At 41.5% G+C, this 16,659-nt stretch carries 20 protein-coding genes; 14 read left to right on the forward strand and 6 right to left on the reverse strand.

Features of this window, described 5'->3' with window-relative positions:
• Positions 1-3 precede the first annotated feature (3 nt).
• The 9 genes from RWN13_RS04400 to RWN13_RS04440 all read left to right on the forward strand — a co-directional run bounded on the left by RWN13_RS04400 (position 4) and on the right by RWN13_RS04440 (position 7,786).
• The gene (locus RWN13_RS04400) at positions 4-1,239 is read left to right on the forward strand and encodes a PTS transporter subunit EIIC (RefSeq protein ID WP_314060831.1); all 1,236 of its coding nucleotides are present in this window, start codon (positions 4-6) and stop codon (positions 1,237-1,239) included.
• A gap of 13 nt (positions 1,240-1,252) precedes the next feature.
• Entirely contained in the window at positions 1,253-2,299 is a 1,047-nt protein-coding gene (locus RWN13_RS04405; RefSeq protein ID WP_314060832.1) for an oxidoreductase, read from the forward strand.
• Positions 2,300-2,454: 155 nt separating this feature from the next.
• Positions 2,455-2,652: a hypothetical protein gene (locus RWN13_RS04410; protein ID WP_314060833.1), complete on the forward strand. Its 198-nt coding sequence runs from the start codon at positions 2,455-2,457 to the stop codon at positions 2,650-2,652.
• Positions 2,649-2,801, forward strand: coding sequence for a hypothetical protein (locus tag RWN13_RS04415; protein WP_314060835.1), 153 nt, complete (start codon positions 2,649-2,651; stop codon positions 2,799-2,801). Before RWN13_RS04410 ends, RWN13_RS04415 begins: the two co-directional genes overlap by 4 nt.
• Positions 2,802-2,851: 50 nt before the next feature.
• Positions 2,852-3,232 carry a DJ-1/PfpI family protein gene (locus RWN13_RS04420; RefSeq protein ID WP_314060837.1) on the forward strand — a complete coding sequence of 127 codons (381 nt, stop codon included), beginning with the start codon at positions 2,852-2,854 and terminating at the stop codon, positions 3,230-3,232.
• Positions 3,233-3,418: 186 nt separating this feature from the next.
• The gene (locus RWN13_RS04425) at positions 3,419-3,733 is read left to right on the forward strand and encodes an antibiotic biosynthesis monooxygenase (protein ID WP_314060838.1); all 315 of its coding nucleotides are present in this window, start codon (positions 3,419-3,421) and stop codon (positions 3,731-3,733) included.
• Between the two features lie 23 nt (positions 3,734-3,756).
• A complete protein-coding gene (locus RWN13_RS04430) occupies positions 3,757-4,632 on the forward strand; it encodes an LD-carboxypeptidase (RefSeq protein ID WP_314060839.1) in 876 nt (291 codons plus the stop codon).
• Between the two features lie 258 nt (positions 4,633-4,890).
• Entirely contained in the window at positions 4,891-6,477 is a 1,587-nt protein-coding gene (locus tag RWN13_RS04435) for a PTS transporter subunit EIIC (RefSeq protein WP_314060841.1), read from the forward strand.
• Positions 6,464-7,786 (forward strand): 6-phospho-alpha-glucosidase, encoded by a 1,323-nt coding sequence (locus RWN13_RS04440; RefSeq protein ID WP_314060842.1) that lies wholly within the window; start codon positions 6,464-6,466, stop codon positions 7,784-7,786. The genes RWN13_RS04435 and RWN13_RS04440 overlap by 14 nt, the downstream gene beginning before the upstream one ends.
• A gap of 40 nt (positions 7,787-7,826) precedes the next feature.
• Here RWN13_RS04440 and RWN13_RS04445 read toward each other — a convergent pair whose 3' ends face one another.
• On the reverse strand, positions 7,827-8,564 hold the full coding sequence (locus RWN13_RS04445; protein WP_314060845.1) for a MurR/RpiR family transcriptional regulator: 738 nt from the start codon (positions 8,562-8,564) through the stop codon (positions 7,827-7,829).
• A 165-nt stretch (positions 8,565-8,729) separates the two neighbouring features.
• On the opposite strand from RWN13_RS04445, the gene RWN13_RS04450 reads away from it, so the two are divergent.
• On the forward strand, positions 8,730-9,875 hold the full coding sequence (locus RWN13_RS04450) for a glycerate kinase (RefSeq protein WP_314060847.1): 1,146 nt from the start codon (positions 8,730-8,732) through the stop codon (positions 9,873-9,875).
• Here the strand turns inward: RWN13_RS04450 and RWN13_RS04455 are convergent.
• The 4 genes from RWN13_RS04455 to RWN13_RS04470 form a co-directional block, all read right to left on the reverse strand.
• Positions 9,867-10,376 (reverse strand): hypothetical protein, encoded by a 510-nt coding sequence (locus RWN13_RS04455; protein ID WP_314060849.1) that lies wholly within the window; start codon positions 10,374-10,376, stop codon positions 9,867-9,869. The two genes, RWN13_RS04450 and RWN13_RS04455, sit on opposite strands and share 9 nt — an antisense overlap.
• Before the next feature lie 131 nt (positions 10,377-10,507).
• The gene (locus tag RWN13_RS04460) at positions 10,508-11,575 is read right to left on the reverse strand and encodes a HAMP domain-containing sensor histidine kinase (protein ID WP_314060851.1); all 1,068 of its coding nucleotides are present in this window, start codon (positions 11,573-11,575) and stop codon (positions 10,508-10,510) included.
• Positions 11,572-12,252 carry a response regulator transcription factor gene (locus RWN13_RS04465; protein WP_314061012.1) on the reverse strand — a complete coding sequence of 227 codons (681 nt, stop codon included), beginning with the start codon at positions 12,250-12,252 and terminating at the stop codon, positions 11,572-11,574. Before RWN13_RS04465 ends, RWN13_RS04460 begins: the two co-directional genes overlap by 4 nt.
• Before the next feature lie 69 nt (positions 12,253-12,321).
• Complete coding sequence (locus RWN13_RS04470) at positions 12,322-12,873, reverse strand: hypothetical protein (protein ID WP_314060853.1); 552 nt, start codon at positions 12,871-12,873, stop codon at positions 12,322-12,324.
• A gap of 152 nt (positions 12,874-13,025) precedes the next feature.
• On the opposite strand from RWN13_RS04470, the gene RWN13_RS04475 reads away from it, so the two are divergent.
• The 4 genes from RWN13_RS04475 (at position 13,026) to RWN13_RS04490 (ending at position 15,628) form a co-directional block, all read left to right on the forward strand.
• The gene (locus tag RWN13_RS04475) at positions 13,026-13,529 is read left to right on the forward strand and encodes a kinase (RefSeq protein ID WP_314060855.1); all 504 of its coding nucleotides are present in this window, start codon (positions 13,026-13,028) and stop codon (positions 13,527-13,529) included.
• 489 nt (positions 13,530-14,018) lie between these two features.
• Entirely contained in the window at positions 14,019-14,201 is a 183-nt protein-coding gene (locus RWN13_RS04480; RefSeq protein WP_314060858.1) for a hypothetical protein, read from the forward strand.
• Between the two features lie 149 nt (positions 14,202-14,350).
• Positions 14,351-14,572, forward strand: a complete 222-nt coding sequence (locus tag RWN13_RS04485) for a hypothetical protein (protein ID WP_314060860.1) — start codon at positions 14,351-14,353, stop codon at positions 14,570-14,572.
• Between the two features lie 87 nt (positions 14,573-14,659).
• Positions 14,660-15,628: an alpha/beta hydrolase gene (locus RWN13_RS04490; RefSeq protein WP_314060863.1), complete on the forward strand. Its 969-nt coding sequence runs from the start codon at positions 14,660-14,662 to the stop codon at positions 15,626-15,628.
• A gap of 47 nt (positions 15,629-15,675) precedes the next feature.
• Here the strand turns inward: RWN13_RS04490 and RWN13_RS04495 are convergent, their stop codons facing one another.
• Positions 15,676-16,446, reverse strand: a complete 771-nt coding sequence (locus tag RWN13_RS04495) for a MurR/RpiR family transcriptional regulator (RefSeq protein WP_314060865.1) — start codon at positions 16,444-16,446, stop codon at positions 15,676-15,678.
• Between the last annotated feature and the right edge of the window lie 213 nt (positions 16,447-16,659).

Genomic DNA, 16,659 nt, shown 5'->3' on the forward strand with positions numbered 1-16,659 from the left:
AAAATGACAGCTATGGATAAAATCATGCCTTATTTAATTAAAATTGGAGACAATAAGTATTTGGTTTCGATTCGGGACGGACTATCGTTTACCGTGCCCTTTACTATTATTGGCAGTTTATTTTTAATCATTGGCAATTTGCCAATAGAGGCCTGGATGACCATCATCTCGCCATACTCGGGCTTATTAGGTTCGATGGTAACCGTCACTTTTGGAATGTTAGGGCTGATATCAGCTATTGGTGTAGGTTATAGCATGGCTAAGCAGTTCAAGCTTGAGCCATTAAGTAACACGCTAATTACGGTAGTGGCCTTCTTATTGGCGACGACAAATAAAGACTTTACCATCGACATTGCAAATTTGGGGGCAACGGGGATGTTTACGGCTTTAATTGTTGCAGGACTGACAACGATTATCACTCGCTTTGTCATCAAGCGAGATTTAGTAATTAAAATGCCTGAAGGTGTTCCGCCAGCTGTGGCCCAATCATTTTTTAGTTTAACACCAGCTGCGTTTACACTGACAATTGTTTGGATTGTTAGAGTCGCTTTAAATATTGAGATTAATACTATTTTGCAAATGGTCTTTAAACCACTGGTCTTTAGCTTAAATACGATTCCTGGTTTATTGGTGTACACATTCTTAGCGCTGGGATTGTGGACGTTGGGGATTCACGGTCCCAATTTATTATCTGGTATCGCCACGCCTATCTTTTTGAGTAATATTGCCATGAATATGGAGGCATTTCAAAAAGGCGCGACGATTCCTAATGAAGTAGCGGACGGTTTTTGGACACTTTTTATGAATATTGGGGGATCAGGTGCGACGATTGGTCTTGTGATTGCCATGATATTTGGCAGAAGTAAGGCTTTCCGCGAGCTAGGTAAATTATCGTTTCCATCAGCCATATTCTGCATCAACGAACCGATTATCTTTGGGTTCCCGATTGTGATGAATCCTATTATGGCGATTCCTTTCGTTTTAACGCCGATGGTCTTAGGTGTTTCCACGATTATCTTAATGAGACTAGGCTTAATTGGTCGGATTGTTTTTCAAGTACCTTGGACAACACCGCCAATCATCGGTCCCTATCTGGCGACTAATGGCAATGTTGGAGCAGCGATTTGGTCCTGTTTAACGATTGTGATTTCATATGTGATTTATTTGCCATTTTTTAGAATGGTCGATAAAAAACAAAGCCTGATGGAAACCACTAATTTGGAAGAAGAAGTTAATTAAGGAGGTATGATGAATGATCTTAAAAATGGCAATCATTGGCTTTGGTAAAAGTGCGACTCGTTACCACTTGCCCTATCTGGCAATCAGGGATAAAATACAAGTTAAGTATGTATGTGATGTTAACTATTCTCCTGAAAAGGAAGACGCTTGTCGGAACTTAGGCTGCCAATTTACCAATGAGTTAAACCAATTGCTGGATGATCCGGAAATTCGTTTAATTACCTTGTGTACACCGCCAGAAAGCCACTACGAGTTGGCGAAACGTTGTTTGGCAAAAGGTAAACATCTGATTGTTGAAAAACCTTTTTGTCAGACAGTAGCGGAAACTGAGGAAGTGTTGGCCTTGGCAAAAGAGGCTAAGCTGTTAGCTATCCCTTATCAAAATCGTCGTTTTGATAGCGATTATTTGACCTTAAAAGAGGTGTTAAAGAGTGGGTATGTAGGGCGACCGGTGGAACTTGAAGCGCATGTTGATTACTTTCGACCAGACAAGACGATTAAAGTTGGCCATCCCCTGACGGGAAATTTTTATGGTCTTGGCGTTCATCAGATTGATCAGATGGTTGCCCTTTTTGGCGAGCCCCACACTGTCGGTTATGAGATTGGCAACAATCAGCATCCTGAAAGCGCAGTGGATGATTATTATGATATCCGATTATATTATGAACAGTTTAAGGTGATAGTGAAAACGAGTCAGCTAGTAGCTGCCCCTTACCCACGTTTTCTTTTACACGGTACGCATGGTAGCTATTTGAAATACGGAATGGATCAACAAGAAAACGATTTAAAGCTGGGGATTTTGCCAGGAGCGTCACATTTTGGCGAGGATAGCCCTGAGGCTTATGGTAAAGTCACCTATCAGAATCAAAATGGCGACTGGATTCACAAGTCCATCACTAGTCAACAAGGGGATTACGGGGCATTCTATGACAGTGCCTACGACACCTTGATTCATCAGAAACCACCAATTGTCACAGCTGATCAAATAATTACGACAATTAAGTTGTTGGAACAAGGTTTTAAACAAAAGAACCCAAGTGTTTTTCGCTGGGCTGATTAATCAAGTAGGTTGAGATATAAGACGAGAATCATCAAACTGATTCTCGTCTTTAATTTGTCTCCTGATATTCTGCTCCCATCTGAAGGAAAAAAGAATCATTTACGTTATAATAGGGGAGAGAATCGAATAAGATAACGAATACAAGGAGACGTTTAATGGAATTACCGATAAGTCAATTAGGCCAGATCTTAAAAGGACTATATGAATCAGGTTATTTTGAAGAAGAAGGATTGAGGCAAGGGATTGAACAACTAATCAACGAAAATCAGCTGACGATAGGCATCTCGATTCAAGAGAAGGTGGGAGATGAGCTGATGTTTGGACGAGTGAATGAAAAAGGAGATAGGTTATGAAAAATGTTAACCTAATGCTATTCTCTGAGTTTGAACTATTGGATGCAGCAGGTCCCATCGAAATTTTTGGTCGGATAGCAGAGTATCAAGTGACTTGCTACTCTGAAACTGGCGGACTAGTCTCTAGTTATCAAAGTCTGCAGATTTAGACCCAGCCCTTTTTGGAACTTGATCAAGGAGGTATTCTTCTAATTCTTGGGTGAAAGGCACAAGGAGACTAGTAGATAATGATTCTTACATTGGACAGTTAAGACAATTTAGTCTGGAAGCTAGCTCCGTTTTAACGGTTTGCACAGGGCCAGCACTATTAGCTCGAACAGGGTTAATTGACAATCAGCCAGCTACCACTAATAAACGGGCTTTAGGTTGGGTTAAGTCGGTTAATCCGAAAGTAAACTGGATTGAGAAAGCTAGAAGGGGAGTCACTGAGAATAGCTATACATCTTCAGGCGTTTCGGCGGGAATGGATATGGTTTTAGGCATTCTCGCAGATCGTTTCATTCATAAATTTACCAGTCAAGTCGCCAACGAAATAGAATACAATTGGCAGGAGGACGCCAGTATCGATCCTTTTCATTAACTGAGTAAAGAAGAGGCTACTAAGCATGATCAACTTGAATTAGCGAGACCTGTGCTACAATTTAGATAAACGTGAAGGACGGCCCCGTAAGAAAAGGAGACCGTCAATTCTTGAGTTTTCAACGTCTAGAGATTGGTGAGAACGAAGCGGAGTGCAGTGAGAGTGGGCAACTAAAGGAGTGATATCATGGAAAAGTATAGTAAATATGGTAAATTGACAGCTTTGGATGGACATGGAAAAACATTGTTATCTTTATTATTAGAAGCGTCTGAGGAGCTGAAAGCTGTCGCTAGTTGTGACTGTTATATTGTAGGAATGAATGAGGAAGAGCCGAATGCAGTTTATGTCTTTGAAGTTTGGGAGAACAAGGCCGCTCATGAAGCCTCCCTTACTTTGGATGTTGTCAGAAACTTAATAGGTCAAGCAATGCCGATTTTAGATTTATCAGTTCACAGTCATTACCCAGAATTAATCATCTACGGTGGGAAAGCAACCTTATAATTCGAAAAGCTAGGAGCGTTTAAATGTTAAAACAAGGTGATAAAATTGCACTGGTGGTTAATTCTAATGGGATTTCGCTAGACAAGGAAAATGAACTACAAACCCTACTAAAAGAGTTGACTGAAATGGGATTAACTCCTGTTTGTAGTCAGTTTCTTTATCAAAAAAAGGGAATTGCCAGTGGCAGCCCAAAGGAACGTGGCATGGAGATGAATGCATTTTTTGCTGATCGGAGCGTCCAAGTGATTTTTGATATTTCAGGTGGGGATATTGCCAATCAAGTACTGCCTTATCTGGATTACGAGTTGATTAAAAAGCATCCGAAACCCTTTTTTGGTTACAGTGATGTCACGACAATTTTGAATGGTATCTATCAACAAACAGGAGTACTGACTTATTTGTTTCAGCTGCGAACCATTCTCTGGGATCAAACAGGGAGGCAAAAAAAGCGCTTTGTTGAAAGTTTTCTAAAGGATGAAGAGTCCTTATTTGACTGTCAATGGCAATTTATTCAAGGAGAAACCATCAGTGGGGAATTAATTGGTGGGAATATCCGCTGTTTTCTGAAGTTGGCAGGAACCCCTTATTTTCCAGACTGTCGGAACAAAGTGCTACTCTTAGAAAGCAATGGGGGAGGTATTCCTCAGCTAACGACTTACTTGACTCAATTAAAACAAATCGGTGTCTTTAATCAAATTAGTGGTATTCTATTGGGGGTCTTTACGGAATTAGAGGCAAGTGAGGACAGACTTTCTGTTGGTGAACTGGTCCGCGAGATGATTGATAATCCCGATTTATCTGTAGCTAAAACATCAGAGATTGGTCATGGTTCCCAATCGTGTTGTGCAGTGATTGGACAACAAGTGAGCATTAAGAAAAACGAAAAGACGATTGACTAGTTCAGTCGTCTTTTCGTTTTATTTAGTTAGGATGCAATCGGTCGATGATACTCCCATCCATCAGCCTCCTAATAAAGCCACATATCAGAGCTTTTTCTGATCTTTTCCGTCAGGCAGTAAAGTTTGTTTTGTGTACAAGACTCTCCTATTGTGGTCAAAATACATTGACTTGTTCTCGGGTCAAGCTTCGCTAAAGGGATTGTAATCGGTTACTAATCTTCATATACTAAACTCAGTAATTAAGAAGGGAGAAAACAAATGAAAGAGTTTTTACAAAAGTTAGGGAAATCGTTAATGATGCCAATTTCAATTATTGCGGCAGCGGGGATTTTTTTAGGGTTGGCTTCTGTTTTGCAAAATCCAATGATAGTGGGTGAAGGCTTCGTTTCCTTGGTTAACGTTCAGCAGGTGATTGGTTTTATTAGAGCCATTGTGGCAGCGCTATTCGGTAATTTACCGATTCTCTTTGCCATATCGGTAGCGATTGGCCTGGCCAAAGCTGAGAAAGCCACCGCTGCATTTGCCGCGGTGATTGGCTTTATCTTATTTCATGTGACGATTAGTTATATTTTAAATTTAAATAGCATTAACTCATTGACGACTTCTGTGGATGCTTTAGTGGAGGCTGGTTCGAGTCAGTTAGAGGCCACTAAAATAGCGTCAGCTTACGAGTCGGTGCTAGGGTATTTCACTTTAAGGATGAATGTTTTTGGAGGGATTTTAGTCGGTTTATGGGTGGCAACGGTGCATAATCGCTTTTACGATGTTGAGTTACCTATGGCGATTAGTTTCTTTGGTGGTAAACGCTTTGTGCCAATTATTACGACAGTTACAATTCCTTTATTGGGGTTACTGATGTATGGAGTCTGGCCTGTTTTAGGAAAAGGGATAGAAGGACTTGGTACGGTTATTGCAGGGGCGGGAGCGCCAGGAACCTTTCTTTTTGGTGCTTTAGAGCGACTGTTAGTGCCGACGGGCCTACATCATATTTTGAATCAACTGGTTCGTTTTACGCCAATCGGTGGTGTGGCGCTGATTGACGGTGAGCAAACGGTTGGCGCTTTAACCATTTTTAATACCTTGCTTGCTCAACCTAACCCTGATTTAGGAATGATGCAAGAAGCGACTCGCTTTTTAGCTCAAGGGAAAATTCCTTTTATGGTCTTTGGTTTGCCGGCGGCCTGTTATGCCATGTATAAAACCTCAAAACCAGGCGAAAAAAACCGCGTGAAAGGGTTGTTGTATGCTGCGGCTTTAGCTAGCTTTACAACAGGGATAACTGAACCTATTGAGTTTGCCTTTATTTTTGTTTCGCCGATTCTCTTTGTTTTTCACGCCCTAATGTCTGGCTTGTCCTTTATGCTAATGGATCTATTTCACGTTTCAATCGGGAATGTTCAAGGCGGAGCCATTGACTTGACGGTCTTTGGTATCTTAAGAGGGCTGGATACTCGGTGGTTCTTAGTTGTTTTAGTGGGAATCGGCTATGCCATTGTTTATTATCTGTTTTTCAAAAAAATCATCATAAAAAATAATGTCAAAACACCTGGTCGAGAGGCCGAGATTGAAGGGGAGTCTGTTGTGATTAAGGATGTCGCTAATATTGGCCAAACAATTGTTGAGGCTCTTGGAGGCCACAGTAATATAAAGGAAATCGACAATTGTTTTACCCGCCTGCGTTTAGTGTTAGTGTCAACAGAACAGGTCAATGAGGCCGCATTAAAAGCTACTGGGGCAGCAGGGGTAGTCAGAATTAGCGACACGGCTATTCAAGTTATTTATGGACCTCAAGTAGAAGGAATCGCATTAAAAGTTAAGGGAGCAGCTCAAATTGAAGAAAAATAATATTGTCTTAGTAGGTGGCGGATCAACGTGGACGCCAGGTATTTTAAAAGCATTGACGACTCATTTAACACGTTTTGGCTTAAAACGTGTCACTCTGTATGATACGGATGGTCAGCGTCAAGAGGTAATTGGTGAGTTTGGTAAGATTTTGTTTCAGGAAGAAGCACCAGAAGTCGATTTTCGTTATACAACAGATAAAGAGGAGGCTTATAAGGAAGTTGATTTTGTGTTCTGCCAAATGCGGACAGGGGGCTATTCCATGCGTGAAAAGGATGAAAAAATTCCCTTAAGCTTAGGGGTTTTAGGTCAGGAAACCTGTGGACCAGGTGGTTTTGCTTATGGGATGCGCTCGATTCGTGACATGGTCGAGATGGTTTCCGATGTGCGCCGGCTAAGCCCTGATGCGTGGATTTTGAATTACACAAACCCAGCAGCCATTGTAGCACTGGCTCTGGATAGCTATTTTCCAGATGATAAAAAAATCTTAAATATCTGCGATCAGCCAGTTAATTTATTGCGCTCATACGGCCGCTTAATTGAAGCGGATTATACGACCTTTGAACCGACTTATTTTGGCTTAAATCACTTTGGTTGGTTCACTCATATCTATGATGAAAAAGGTCAGGACTTAGCACCAAAAATTAAAGAAACCATCTTAAAGGGAGGTTTTCGCCCCGTTGATGCAGAACAACGTGACCAGTCGTGGTTGGATACTTATGCCATGGTTGAAGACATGTTGATTGATTTTCCGGAATACTTGCCAAATACTTATTTGCAGTATTATTTATACCCTGACTATAAAGTAGGCCAAGCCAATCCTGAGTACACTCGGGCGAATGAAGTCATGGCTGGCCGTGAAAAAAATGTCTTTAGAGAGTGCCGGGAGATTGTCGCTAAAGGAAGTGCTAAGGAATCCAGTGTGGTTCACAACGATGCTCATGGGGATATGATTGTGGAGGTGGCGGCTTCGATTGCCAATAACTTGCGACAAACCTATATTGTGATCGTGCCTAATAAAGGGATTGTCGCTAATTTACCGAATGACGTTATGATTGAGGTGGCAGCTTCATTAGGAATCAATGGCCCTATGCCTTACGCAGTCGGTGAAATCGAGACCTTTTATAAAGGCTTGATCGAAGGTCAGCATGCCTTTGAGAAGTTGACCGTGGAAGCGTATCGTGAAGGTTCTTATACGAAAGCCCTTCAAGCTTTAACACTGAATCGAACTGTTGTGGATGGCAAAAAAGCTCGGAAGGTGCTCGATAGGTTGATTGAAGCGAATCAAGCGTATTGGCCAGAATTGAACTAACCATAGATCGGCCTGACTCCTTTTGAGCAGGCCGATGTTTTTAATGGTAAAAGGTCGTCAAGTAGTCGTTAAAAAGCAAATTTGTGAGATAATGTAAACTAAACCGGTCAGCCGTATCAATTCCTTCAATGGAAGCGGGGGAAACCATGCCATAAAGCTGATAGTCAGTTAGAGCGGCAATGGGATTATGTGAGAAACCCGTGATACTGAGGGTAGTAGCCCCTTTTACTGAAGCAATCGTCGTGGCGGCTAAAATCGTGTCAGTCGTCCCACTAACACTGATGGCAATGGCTAGGTCATTTTTTGTCAGCAATTTGGCATTGTGTTTCATCACGTGAGGGTCGATAAAGGTGTGACTGTTAATCCCTAAAATTTTGAATCGCTCATTCAGTTCCTCTGCTGGAAAGCGTGACAGGCCGACAGCAAAAAAAACAATTCGCTGGGCGTTATGTATCTTACCTAGGATCTCTTTGATTACTTGGGGATTAATCAGTTGTTTGGTGCGAATGATTTGTTCGTCGAGAGAGGTTAGTGTAAGGACATTCTCTTTTTCATGTGTGGTCAGATAGAGGGCTTCTCTAAAATCGGAAAATCCCTTAAAACCTAACTTTTGGCAGAGACGGGTAACGGTATTTGGAACGGTATAGTTTTCCGTTGCTATCTGGCGGATGGTCAAGGATTTGATATTTTCTGCTTGATTCAACAGGGATTGCAAAACATCTTCCTCCGTTGAATTAAGTAAATGACGGTTTTTTTTAAGCAGTTCATAAAAATACATAAGGAGCCTCCTAAAATGGGAATCTGACAGGGGGAGAGTTCTGTGGCCTCCATCAATCAACGTTCAGATTTATCATAGCTGATTTATTTCTGATTTTCAAATATATTTTTGAGATTAGTCTGAAAGAATCAGTGAGGCGCAAGTAAAGAAAGTAGGGGAAGACAAGTGAAAATAGGGATAGCAATGGATTCTTTTAAGGGCAGTGTCACAAGTTTAGAAGCAGGTCTTGCAGTTGAACGAGGCATTAAAGCTCTTGTACCAAAGGCAGAAGTTGAACTCTGTCAAGTGTCAGACGGTGGAGAAGGCAGTTTAGAAGCGATTTACGATTATTGTGGAGGAAGTTGGCAAAAGGTACAAACGGTTAATTTGATGTTTGAACCGATTGACGTTGAGTATTTAATTTGCACCATTCAAGCTGAAAAGACGGCAGTGATTGAAAGTGCCAGAGTTATTGGTTTGCATTTTATTCAGCCCAGTGAGGCAACGGTCAGTCAAAGCAGTAGTTATGGCCTTGGAGAAGTGATTAAAGATGCCCTTACAAAAGGTGTCAGTAAAATCATTGTGACCTTAGGCGGCAGTGGCACAACCGATGGCGGCTTAGGCATGCTGCAATCTCTTGGAGCAAGTATTTATAACGATCAACAGGAACTGATGGGGATCCTCGGTAATCCCCTTAACACATTTGACACCTTGGATATGAGATCAGTTTTTGAGTATTACCAGCAGTCTGGCATCCAGTTGGAAATTGCCAATGATGTTGCGAATGTCTATGCTGGTGCCAATGGGGCAGCTTATGTTTTTGGTCCCCAAAAAGGCGCCACAGCAGCTCAGTGTCAGTGGTTGGATCAGCAGCTGTCTAAGGTGGCTTTAGCAGCTCTTGAGGCTGGTATAGACTTGCAAAAAGTACCCGGAAGTGGTGCGGCAGGTGGCCTTGGAGGGGCCTTTAGTTTATTGGGAGCACAGATGACCTCTGGCTTTGAGCTGATGGCAGGAGTGTTGAATTTAAGGGATCGCTTAAAAGGAGTCAGTGTGATATATACTGGTGAGGGGAGTTTGGATAGCCAGTCAGCCGCTGGCAAGGTTCCCTCTGGCATGGCGGGTATCGCCAATCAATCTGGTATTCCAATTATTGCGTTAGGAGGAAGACGGGAACCGTTTTTAGGGACATTAGAGGAGCGACTAACAGCTGCCTTTTCGATTCAACTAGAGCCGCAATCCCTCGCTCAGGCGTTGAATAAGGAAACAACCCTCCTAGGAATCGAGACAGTGGCAAATCAAAGTTTTAAGTTGCTACAGACAACCTTAAGTTAACAGCTGATTGGCCTCTTTGGTTAAGGCATAAAGGTCATCGAATTTTTCTTCAATTATGGGGGAAAGGTGCATACTGCGTTTGGCCGTTAGTCGTCGGTAAACAAAATAGGGCATAACCCATCCCAGAAAAGCTGGCAGGGCCAGTACGATGGTCAATGGAACGTGGCCATTCCTGAGGGCAAAGACGGAACCAGCCATAAACCCAGAGCCAATCAGTCCCATTAAGTAAGCTGTGGTTGCAGGGATTAGTCGTTTCGAATGCTCCAGAGAATTAATGTCGGCGATAATCCCATTAAATTTGCGCTGGAGTCGTGTTAACTCGGCTTTATTAGGGAGTTTCCGATTGCGCTTAAATGATAACGTCGTATTCGGTTGCAAGGCAGGAGAGATACGGTCTAATTGCCAGCCGAAGTTGAGATAGCTATCGATATAAATAGCTTCTAGCTCTTTATTAATCGTTACATCAAGGTATTCATAACCGATAAAGTCTGTTTTTTCCATAAGTGTCACTCCAATTAGGGGATTCAAGGTTTCCCTTGTTAATCACTTAATAGTACGAGAGATAAGTTGTTAAACTGTTTAAGAATTGTTTCGGAAATATTAAAGCAGATTGGGACATAGATCCCAATCTGTTAGCCTTTTTTTAACTTGATGACGAAGGTTGTCCCAATCTCTAATTGACTGGTGACAGTTATCTGTCCATCTATAAGTTCAATGACTCTCATAACTAAAGCTAAACCCAAGCCATTTCCTTTGCCGCTGTGAGAGGTGTCTCCTTGATAAAACTTATCAAATAAATGTTTTAAGGTGTGCTCATCCATGCCACAGCCGTTATCCTTTATGATGACGGTAAGAGAGTCTTGATCGGAGGTTTGAGATAGACTAATAGTCCCGTCTTCACTTGTGAACTTCAGGGCGTTTTCCAGGATATTTCGCCAAATAATCTCAACCATTCCAGGATCAGTTCGTAAATAAGAGCGTTCTTCTAGATCCACTTGAAGCTGAATTTTTTTTTCTGCTAAAAGAGATTCAAAGTTTAAAAGAGAGTCTGTTAACTGCCGAGAGACGTCATAGACTTCGGCCGCCACCAGGATTTCCTGATTGTTTAGTTTGTTTAGTTTTAAAATATTAGTCACTAAGGTGCTGAGGTTTTCGGTAGCCGAAATGATTGTTGCGGTATATTCTTGTTGTTGATCAACTGTCAGTTGTTGGTTGTGCAAGGCCTCAGCGTAGTTTTGTATGACTGCTAAGGGCGTTTTAAGTTCATGTGAGACATTGGCTACAAAATCGGTTTTTAAGGTTTCCAAAGACCCTAGTTCTTCTACCATTTTATTGAAATCCTGAAACATTATATCCAGATAATGTAGCTTAGATGAGTGATTGAGGGGCGTCAAATAAATGGAAAAATCACCGTTAGCCACTTGTTTAGTAGCTTGCCCAAGTTGTCTCATGGGTTCGTCAAAGGCTCGGTGCTTTTGACGGGCAGTTATATAAGTGAAGATAGCCGCGATAATGGCCCAGTATAAGAGATACCAAAAGAGGTAAGGGCCACTTTCTTTTATGATGTCAATCCGATTGTTGGCCGTTATGCCGTAGATGATTCCCGGGAAAGCACCGATAATTCCCAGTAACATAAAGGAAGCAATATAGCTCCACCAAGAAAAGCGTTTGACGTTTATCGCATAGGCTTCTTTTTTCATGAGAGTACCGCCTTGTAGCCCAAGCCATAGACCGTCACAATTTTAAAGGCGCTTGTAGTTGAAAACTTGTCTCGTAATTTTGTCATATAAACATCAACGGCACGTAAGCTAGTGTGACTATCAATTCCCCAAAAATCATCCATTAACTGGGCTCGGGAAAAAGTCTGATTGGGATAGCTTAATAATTTATAGAGTAAATTAAATTCACGCAAGGTCACGGGAATCTCCTGGTCATTTAAGGTGGCTGTTAAGGCCTGTTGATTTAATACTAAGTCGCCAATGGTTAAGTGACCGTCACTGGCAATGTTGGCCCGTCGTAATAAAGCACTGACTCGTAATAGTAATTCCTCTAGATGTAGGGGTTTGACCATATAATCATCAATGCCAGCATGAAAGCCTCGTTCTTTGGCGGAAAAATCATCTCGTGCGGTCATAAATAAAATAGGGATTTGTTTGTTAAGTTGTCGAACTGTTTTAGCCAATTCAAAGCCGTCAATCTCAGGCATCATAATATCGGAAATAATCAGGTCATAATGCCGATTGTACATCCTCTCGTATGCTTCGTTGGCATGCTGACACTTGCTGACGGCATGCCCGTGGCTCGTTAAAAACCCACTGATAATTTCTCGTAATTGGTCATCGTCTTCGACAATCAAAATATTAGACAAAACATTCACTCCTCTCACTGTTACCTCTATTATACGGCAAAAAAAAGCTGAATACACGAGATATTACCAGGGAAAAAATCAAGCATATATGCCGAAGTCAGAGTGTAAGTTTTCCATGCCAGCCAATTCACCAAGGGTTCCTTTGAAACACAATTCTAAGTCCTCCTCATTGGCGAAATCTTGTGGTAGGTAGCGACTGGCCGGCTTGGCCAGTAAGACGGTTGTAGCTTTATTAAGAACCTCGGCTACAAATTGGGAACAAAAACAGCCGGACAGGGAATGAAAGGGTAAATGGAATAAACCTGCGATTAAACTGGCGGAACTATAGCTATGACGAGGGTTATCAGCGCTGAAACTCTGGCTGTAAGCGATCATGCGTTGGTAATTCTCTTGAGAGACCTTTAGGTGGTATAATTCGCAAACAGCCCTCACTTTTTTAGGCGAGGTCATTAAGGTAGGGTTCTCCTGGCAAAACCCTTTTTCTAAACGAAAACTATAAAAATCCCTTAAGCTCTCATCAAAACAAATAGAAGCATGTGTAAACTGGCTGTGAGTCAAGGTTTGCAAGACATGGGAGAAAAAATCCTCGTAGCGGGTGAGTAAAACGTAAACAGTGTGTGATTGAGTCATGAGTCTGTCCTCCAAGTTATTAAGTAAGTCTAGGATATAGGAAGATTATTTCTAAATTGCTGCTAAATTGTTTGAAACAAATTAATAGGAGATAAATGCTATAATAAATTGTGAGTTATTATGAGGAATAGTTGGAAGAGGAGGACTATAGGGTGAAGGGCACAACACTTATTATTTTAAGAGGAAATTCTGGCAGTGGCAAAACGACAATTGCTCAGCAGTTGCAAAAAAAATTGGGAGAATCCGTCTTGCTGATTTCTCAAGATACTGTGCGACGGGAGATGCTAGCTGTCAAAGATGGACTTGGAAACCCAGGGATTGAATTGATTAAGCAACTAGCTCAGTATGGTAATCAGCGAGTGTCTTATGTCATTATTGAGGGGATTTTACGTCGTGAGTGGTACGGCGAGATGCTTCAGGAGTTAAATGAACAATTTGCTCAAACCTTCGCCTACTACTTTGATTTACCTTTTCAAGAAACCTTAAAGCGTCATCAAACGAAGGAAAAGGCCAGTGAATTTGGTGAGCAGCAACTACGATCTTGGTGGCGGGAAAAGGACTACTTAGACATCCCAAATGAACAACTGATTGGGTCTGATATGGAAAGAGAAGCGATTGTGACTAAGCTGCTGACAGAGATGGAAGTAGATGACTAGGCTACTGTATTAACTGAGTGTTGTTTGGCCATCTGTTGATAGGAGGGGCTAAAGCTGTGACAGAAGCAGACGATTCAGACTGACTAATTAATCGGAGACCTCTATCTTAAACCAGAAAAGACGATTTGGCTGGGGGATAGGATGGTCCCTGATAGTGGTCGCCAGAGATATGGCTACGAAGTGATGCAGCACGTGAGTAGGAGAGGGTGGTTAGACACTTAAGCTAGTCCTTATAGGGGAGACTATGGCAGCCAGTGGACTGCTGGAAAGCGGACTATCGTTATCTTGAGATGACAAAGAGATGGAGTGATCAATTAGGAAAGAACCTTGTAAATTTCACAAAGGGTTACTTTGTTGTATCTACCAATTTACCGTTAAAAGAGGTGAACTCCCTTGCTTAAATCTTTTTTTGAGAAGTCCTTTCCCTTTCATTTAACGGTCGATTTTGTTAAAATGAAAAAGGTATGACAAGAAATAAGGGGTGTCCAATTGGAGGAAGCAAAAATTAAGTGTTTACGTTGTGGCAATCAGGATGTGGTATTAAGTCGCCATCAACGAGGGAAAAAGTATGTGTTGTTTGGGTGTGACGATAAAATGGCCATTTCACCGGAAGCGTCGATTGCTATTAATCTGGCGATTTGTCAGGAGTGCGGGGAAATCGCTTTTTTTTAAGCAAAAGAAGTAATGAGCCCTACTGAGCCAGATAAAATCATTAAAAATAGTCAATAGTAGCTCTAAGACCTGTATTGCGATATAATATAGGTAATAGAAACGCATGTTTTAATAGTTAAGCATGTGTTTCATATAAGGAGGCGGTAAACATGGAAGAATCAGTGTTCTTTAATCGAGGAAATGCATTGGCTTCAAAAAAGGATCCTAAAGATCTATACCGAACCGTTCAAGTTGAGCAATCAAAACAACGTGGGAAAGAAAATCTGGTGATTGTACTGGATGAAAATAATCAGGAACATCTTTTATTTAGTTTTGATGATCAATTACCTAAGCAAAAAGGCGAAGAGTTTAAAATTAAAGAGCGACTATAGATAAGACTAAAAGAAGGAACTTGACTAGTTATTAGGAAAGGAACTTCTTTTTGTCTTTGTCCAAGAATAGAGAATAGGGGCTACCAAATGAAAGTGACAAGAGGAATGATTCATCCAGATTTACGTTTAAAAGGAACCGTGATTCGCAAAATCTTTAATTTTAAATCTGAAAAAACATTTCGCACAACGGCAAAACTGGTTCGCAAGGTGATGCAAGGAAAAACTAGTGAACTAATAGACTGCCAAGAACGGCTTATGACCAAAAAAGAGGGGGGCAGCTTACGGCTTTGTTTGTATCAGTCCCACAACCCACAGCCAAAGGCCACAGGAATTTTGTGGTTTCACGGTGGCGGTTATGCCACAGGTGTCCCAGAAATGGATATGGCTTATTATGAAAAACTGATTGCCACCAGCAACTGCGTCATCGTCTCACCTGATTACACTCTTTCAACAGAAGCACCCTATCCAGCCGCCTTAGAAGACGGTTATGAAGCCTTGCTTTGGTTAAAAGATCACGCTGAAGAACTAGGGATTCGCAGCGATCAACTCTTTGTTGGGGGTGACAGTGCAGGTGGCGGGTTGACAATCGCCACCCTTCTCTATGCTCGGGATCAAGGTGAAGTGAATGTGGCCTTTCAATTGCCTATGTACCCCATGATTGACGACCGTATGAATACACCCTCGATGATTGATAATGATGCGCCAGTCTGGAACGAGCGCAGTAACCGAATCGCCTGGGACATGTATCTGGGGGAATTAAAAGGAACATCAGAAGTCCCGATTTATGCAGCCCCTTCCCGAGAAACCAACTATCACGGTTTGCCCCCAGCCTATACCTTTATCGGAACGGTGGAACCCTTTTATGATGAAACGGTATCGTATATAAAGGCCTTGCAAGGGGCGGGAATTGAAGCTGAAATCGATGTTTATGAAGGCTGTTTTCATGGCTTTGATATTGTCGGTCGCAAAAAGCCAGTCAGTCAAACAGCTCTGAATAAAATGCTGGCAGCCTTTAAGCGAGCCACTGACCATTATTATGCAAAACAAGATGAGTAAAAAGACACCGTCACAACTCCGTGACGGTGTCTTTTTACGGTTGATAATTAGGTGTCTTTGCTTAGGGCATTTTTAAATAAATTGTACTTAACAAATAATAACTCAACAATGACAAACAGCATGGCTGTTGATTCGTAAGTCTTGCCTGATAAGTTTGCAAGATTAACGATAGACGTGGTGAAGTAGATAGTTTCAGTGGCAATCCGGGCTAAAGTGCTGTTTTTGAGCTTGGAAATAGAGATGACGTTGACGCCTAGAAAGGTCAGCCGTTTCGCCGCATTGACTACATTTTCAGATTCGCCATCCAGTGATAACAGAATGACCACATCTTCTGGTGTCACAATCTTAAAAAATTCATCGTGAATTTGATTGGTGTCCAAGTCATAAACACAGTCACCACAGGAAAGGAAGTTTTGTTTAAGATGTTTGGCGGCTTGATTTTGAATATCCCCTGAACCAAAAATAAAGAGTCGCTTGCTTTGGTACATTAGCTGGCAGATTGTGGAAAAATCCTTTCGCTGCAACTCATGAATGGCGTGAATATAGCCGTCGGAAATGATTTCTGTCACATTTTCCTGAGCCTTTTGTGGCTCTTGGGTTTCCCATTTTAACAATATTTTTAATTCGCTAAAACCATCCAGACCGATTTTTCGAGCAAAGCGTAAAATCGTTGTACGAGAGACATTGCAAAAATCAGCTAGTTCATTGACAGTCATACGGGCACAGCTCTCTTTGTTGGTATTGATCATTTTCCAAATATAGCGATCGTTTTCATTTAATTTATCGTAGTTCTCATTTATTAAGGCATCTAATTTCACGTTGCTGTCCACACTCTTTCTTATTTTTAGATAACGCTCTCATTTTTTGCTGAGGGCTTTTTGTATAGATACTATAAAACAACAAGCAAATAGTTTTATCATAGGGGCATCCTAAATGACACGGATGACATAGAAACTATCTATCAGAAGTATAACACGTTTTTTTTATCAGTAACAAGCCTTCTTAAAGGGGAATCAAGCCACTGTTTAAGA

It is taken from the genome of uncultured Vagococcus sp., from assembly GCF_963518325.1.
Classification (GTDB): Bacteria; Bacillota; Bacilli; order Lactobacillales; family Vagococcaceae; genus Vagococcus_D.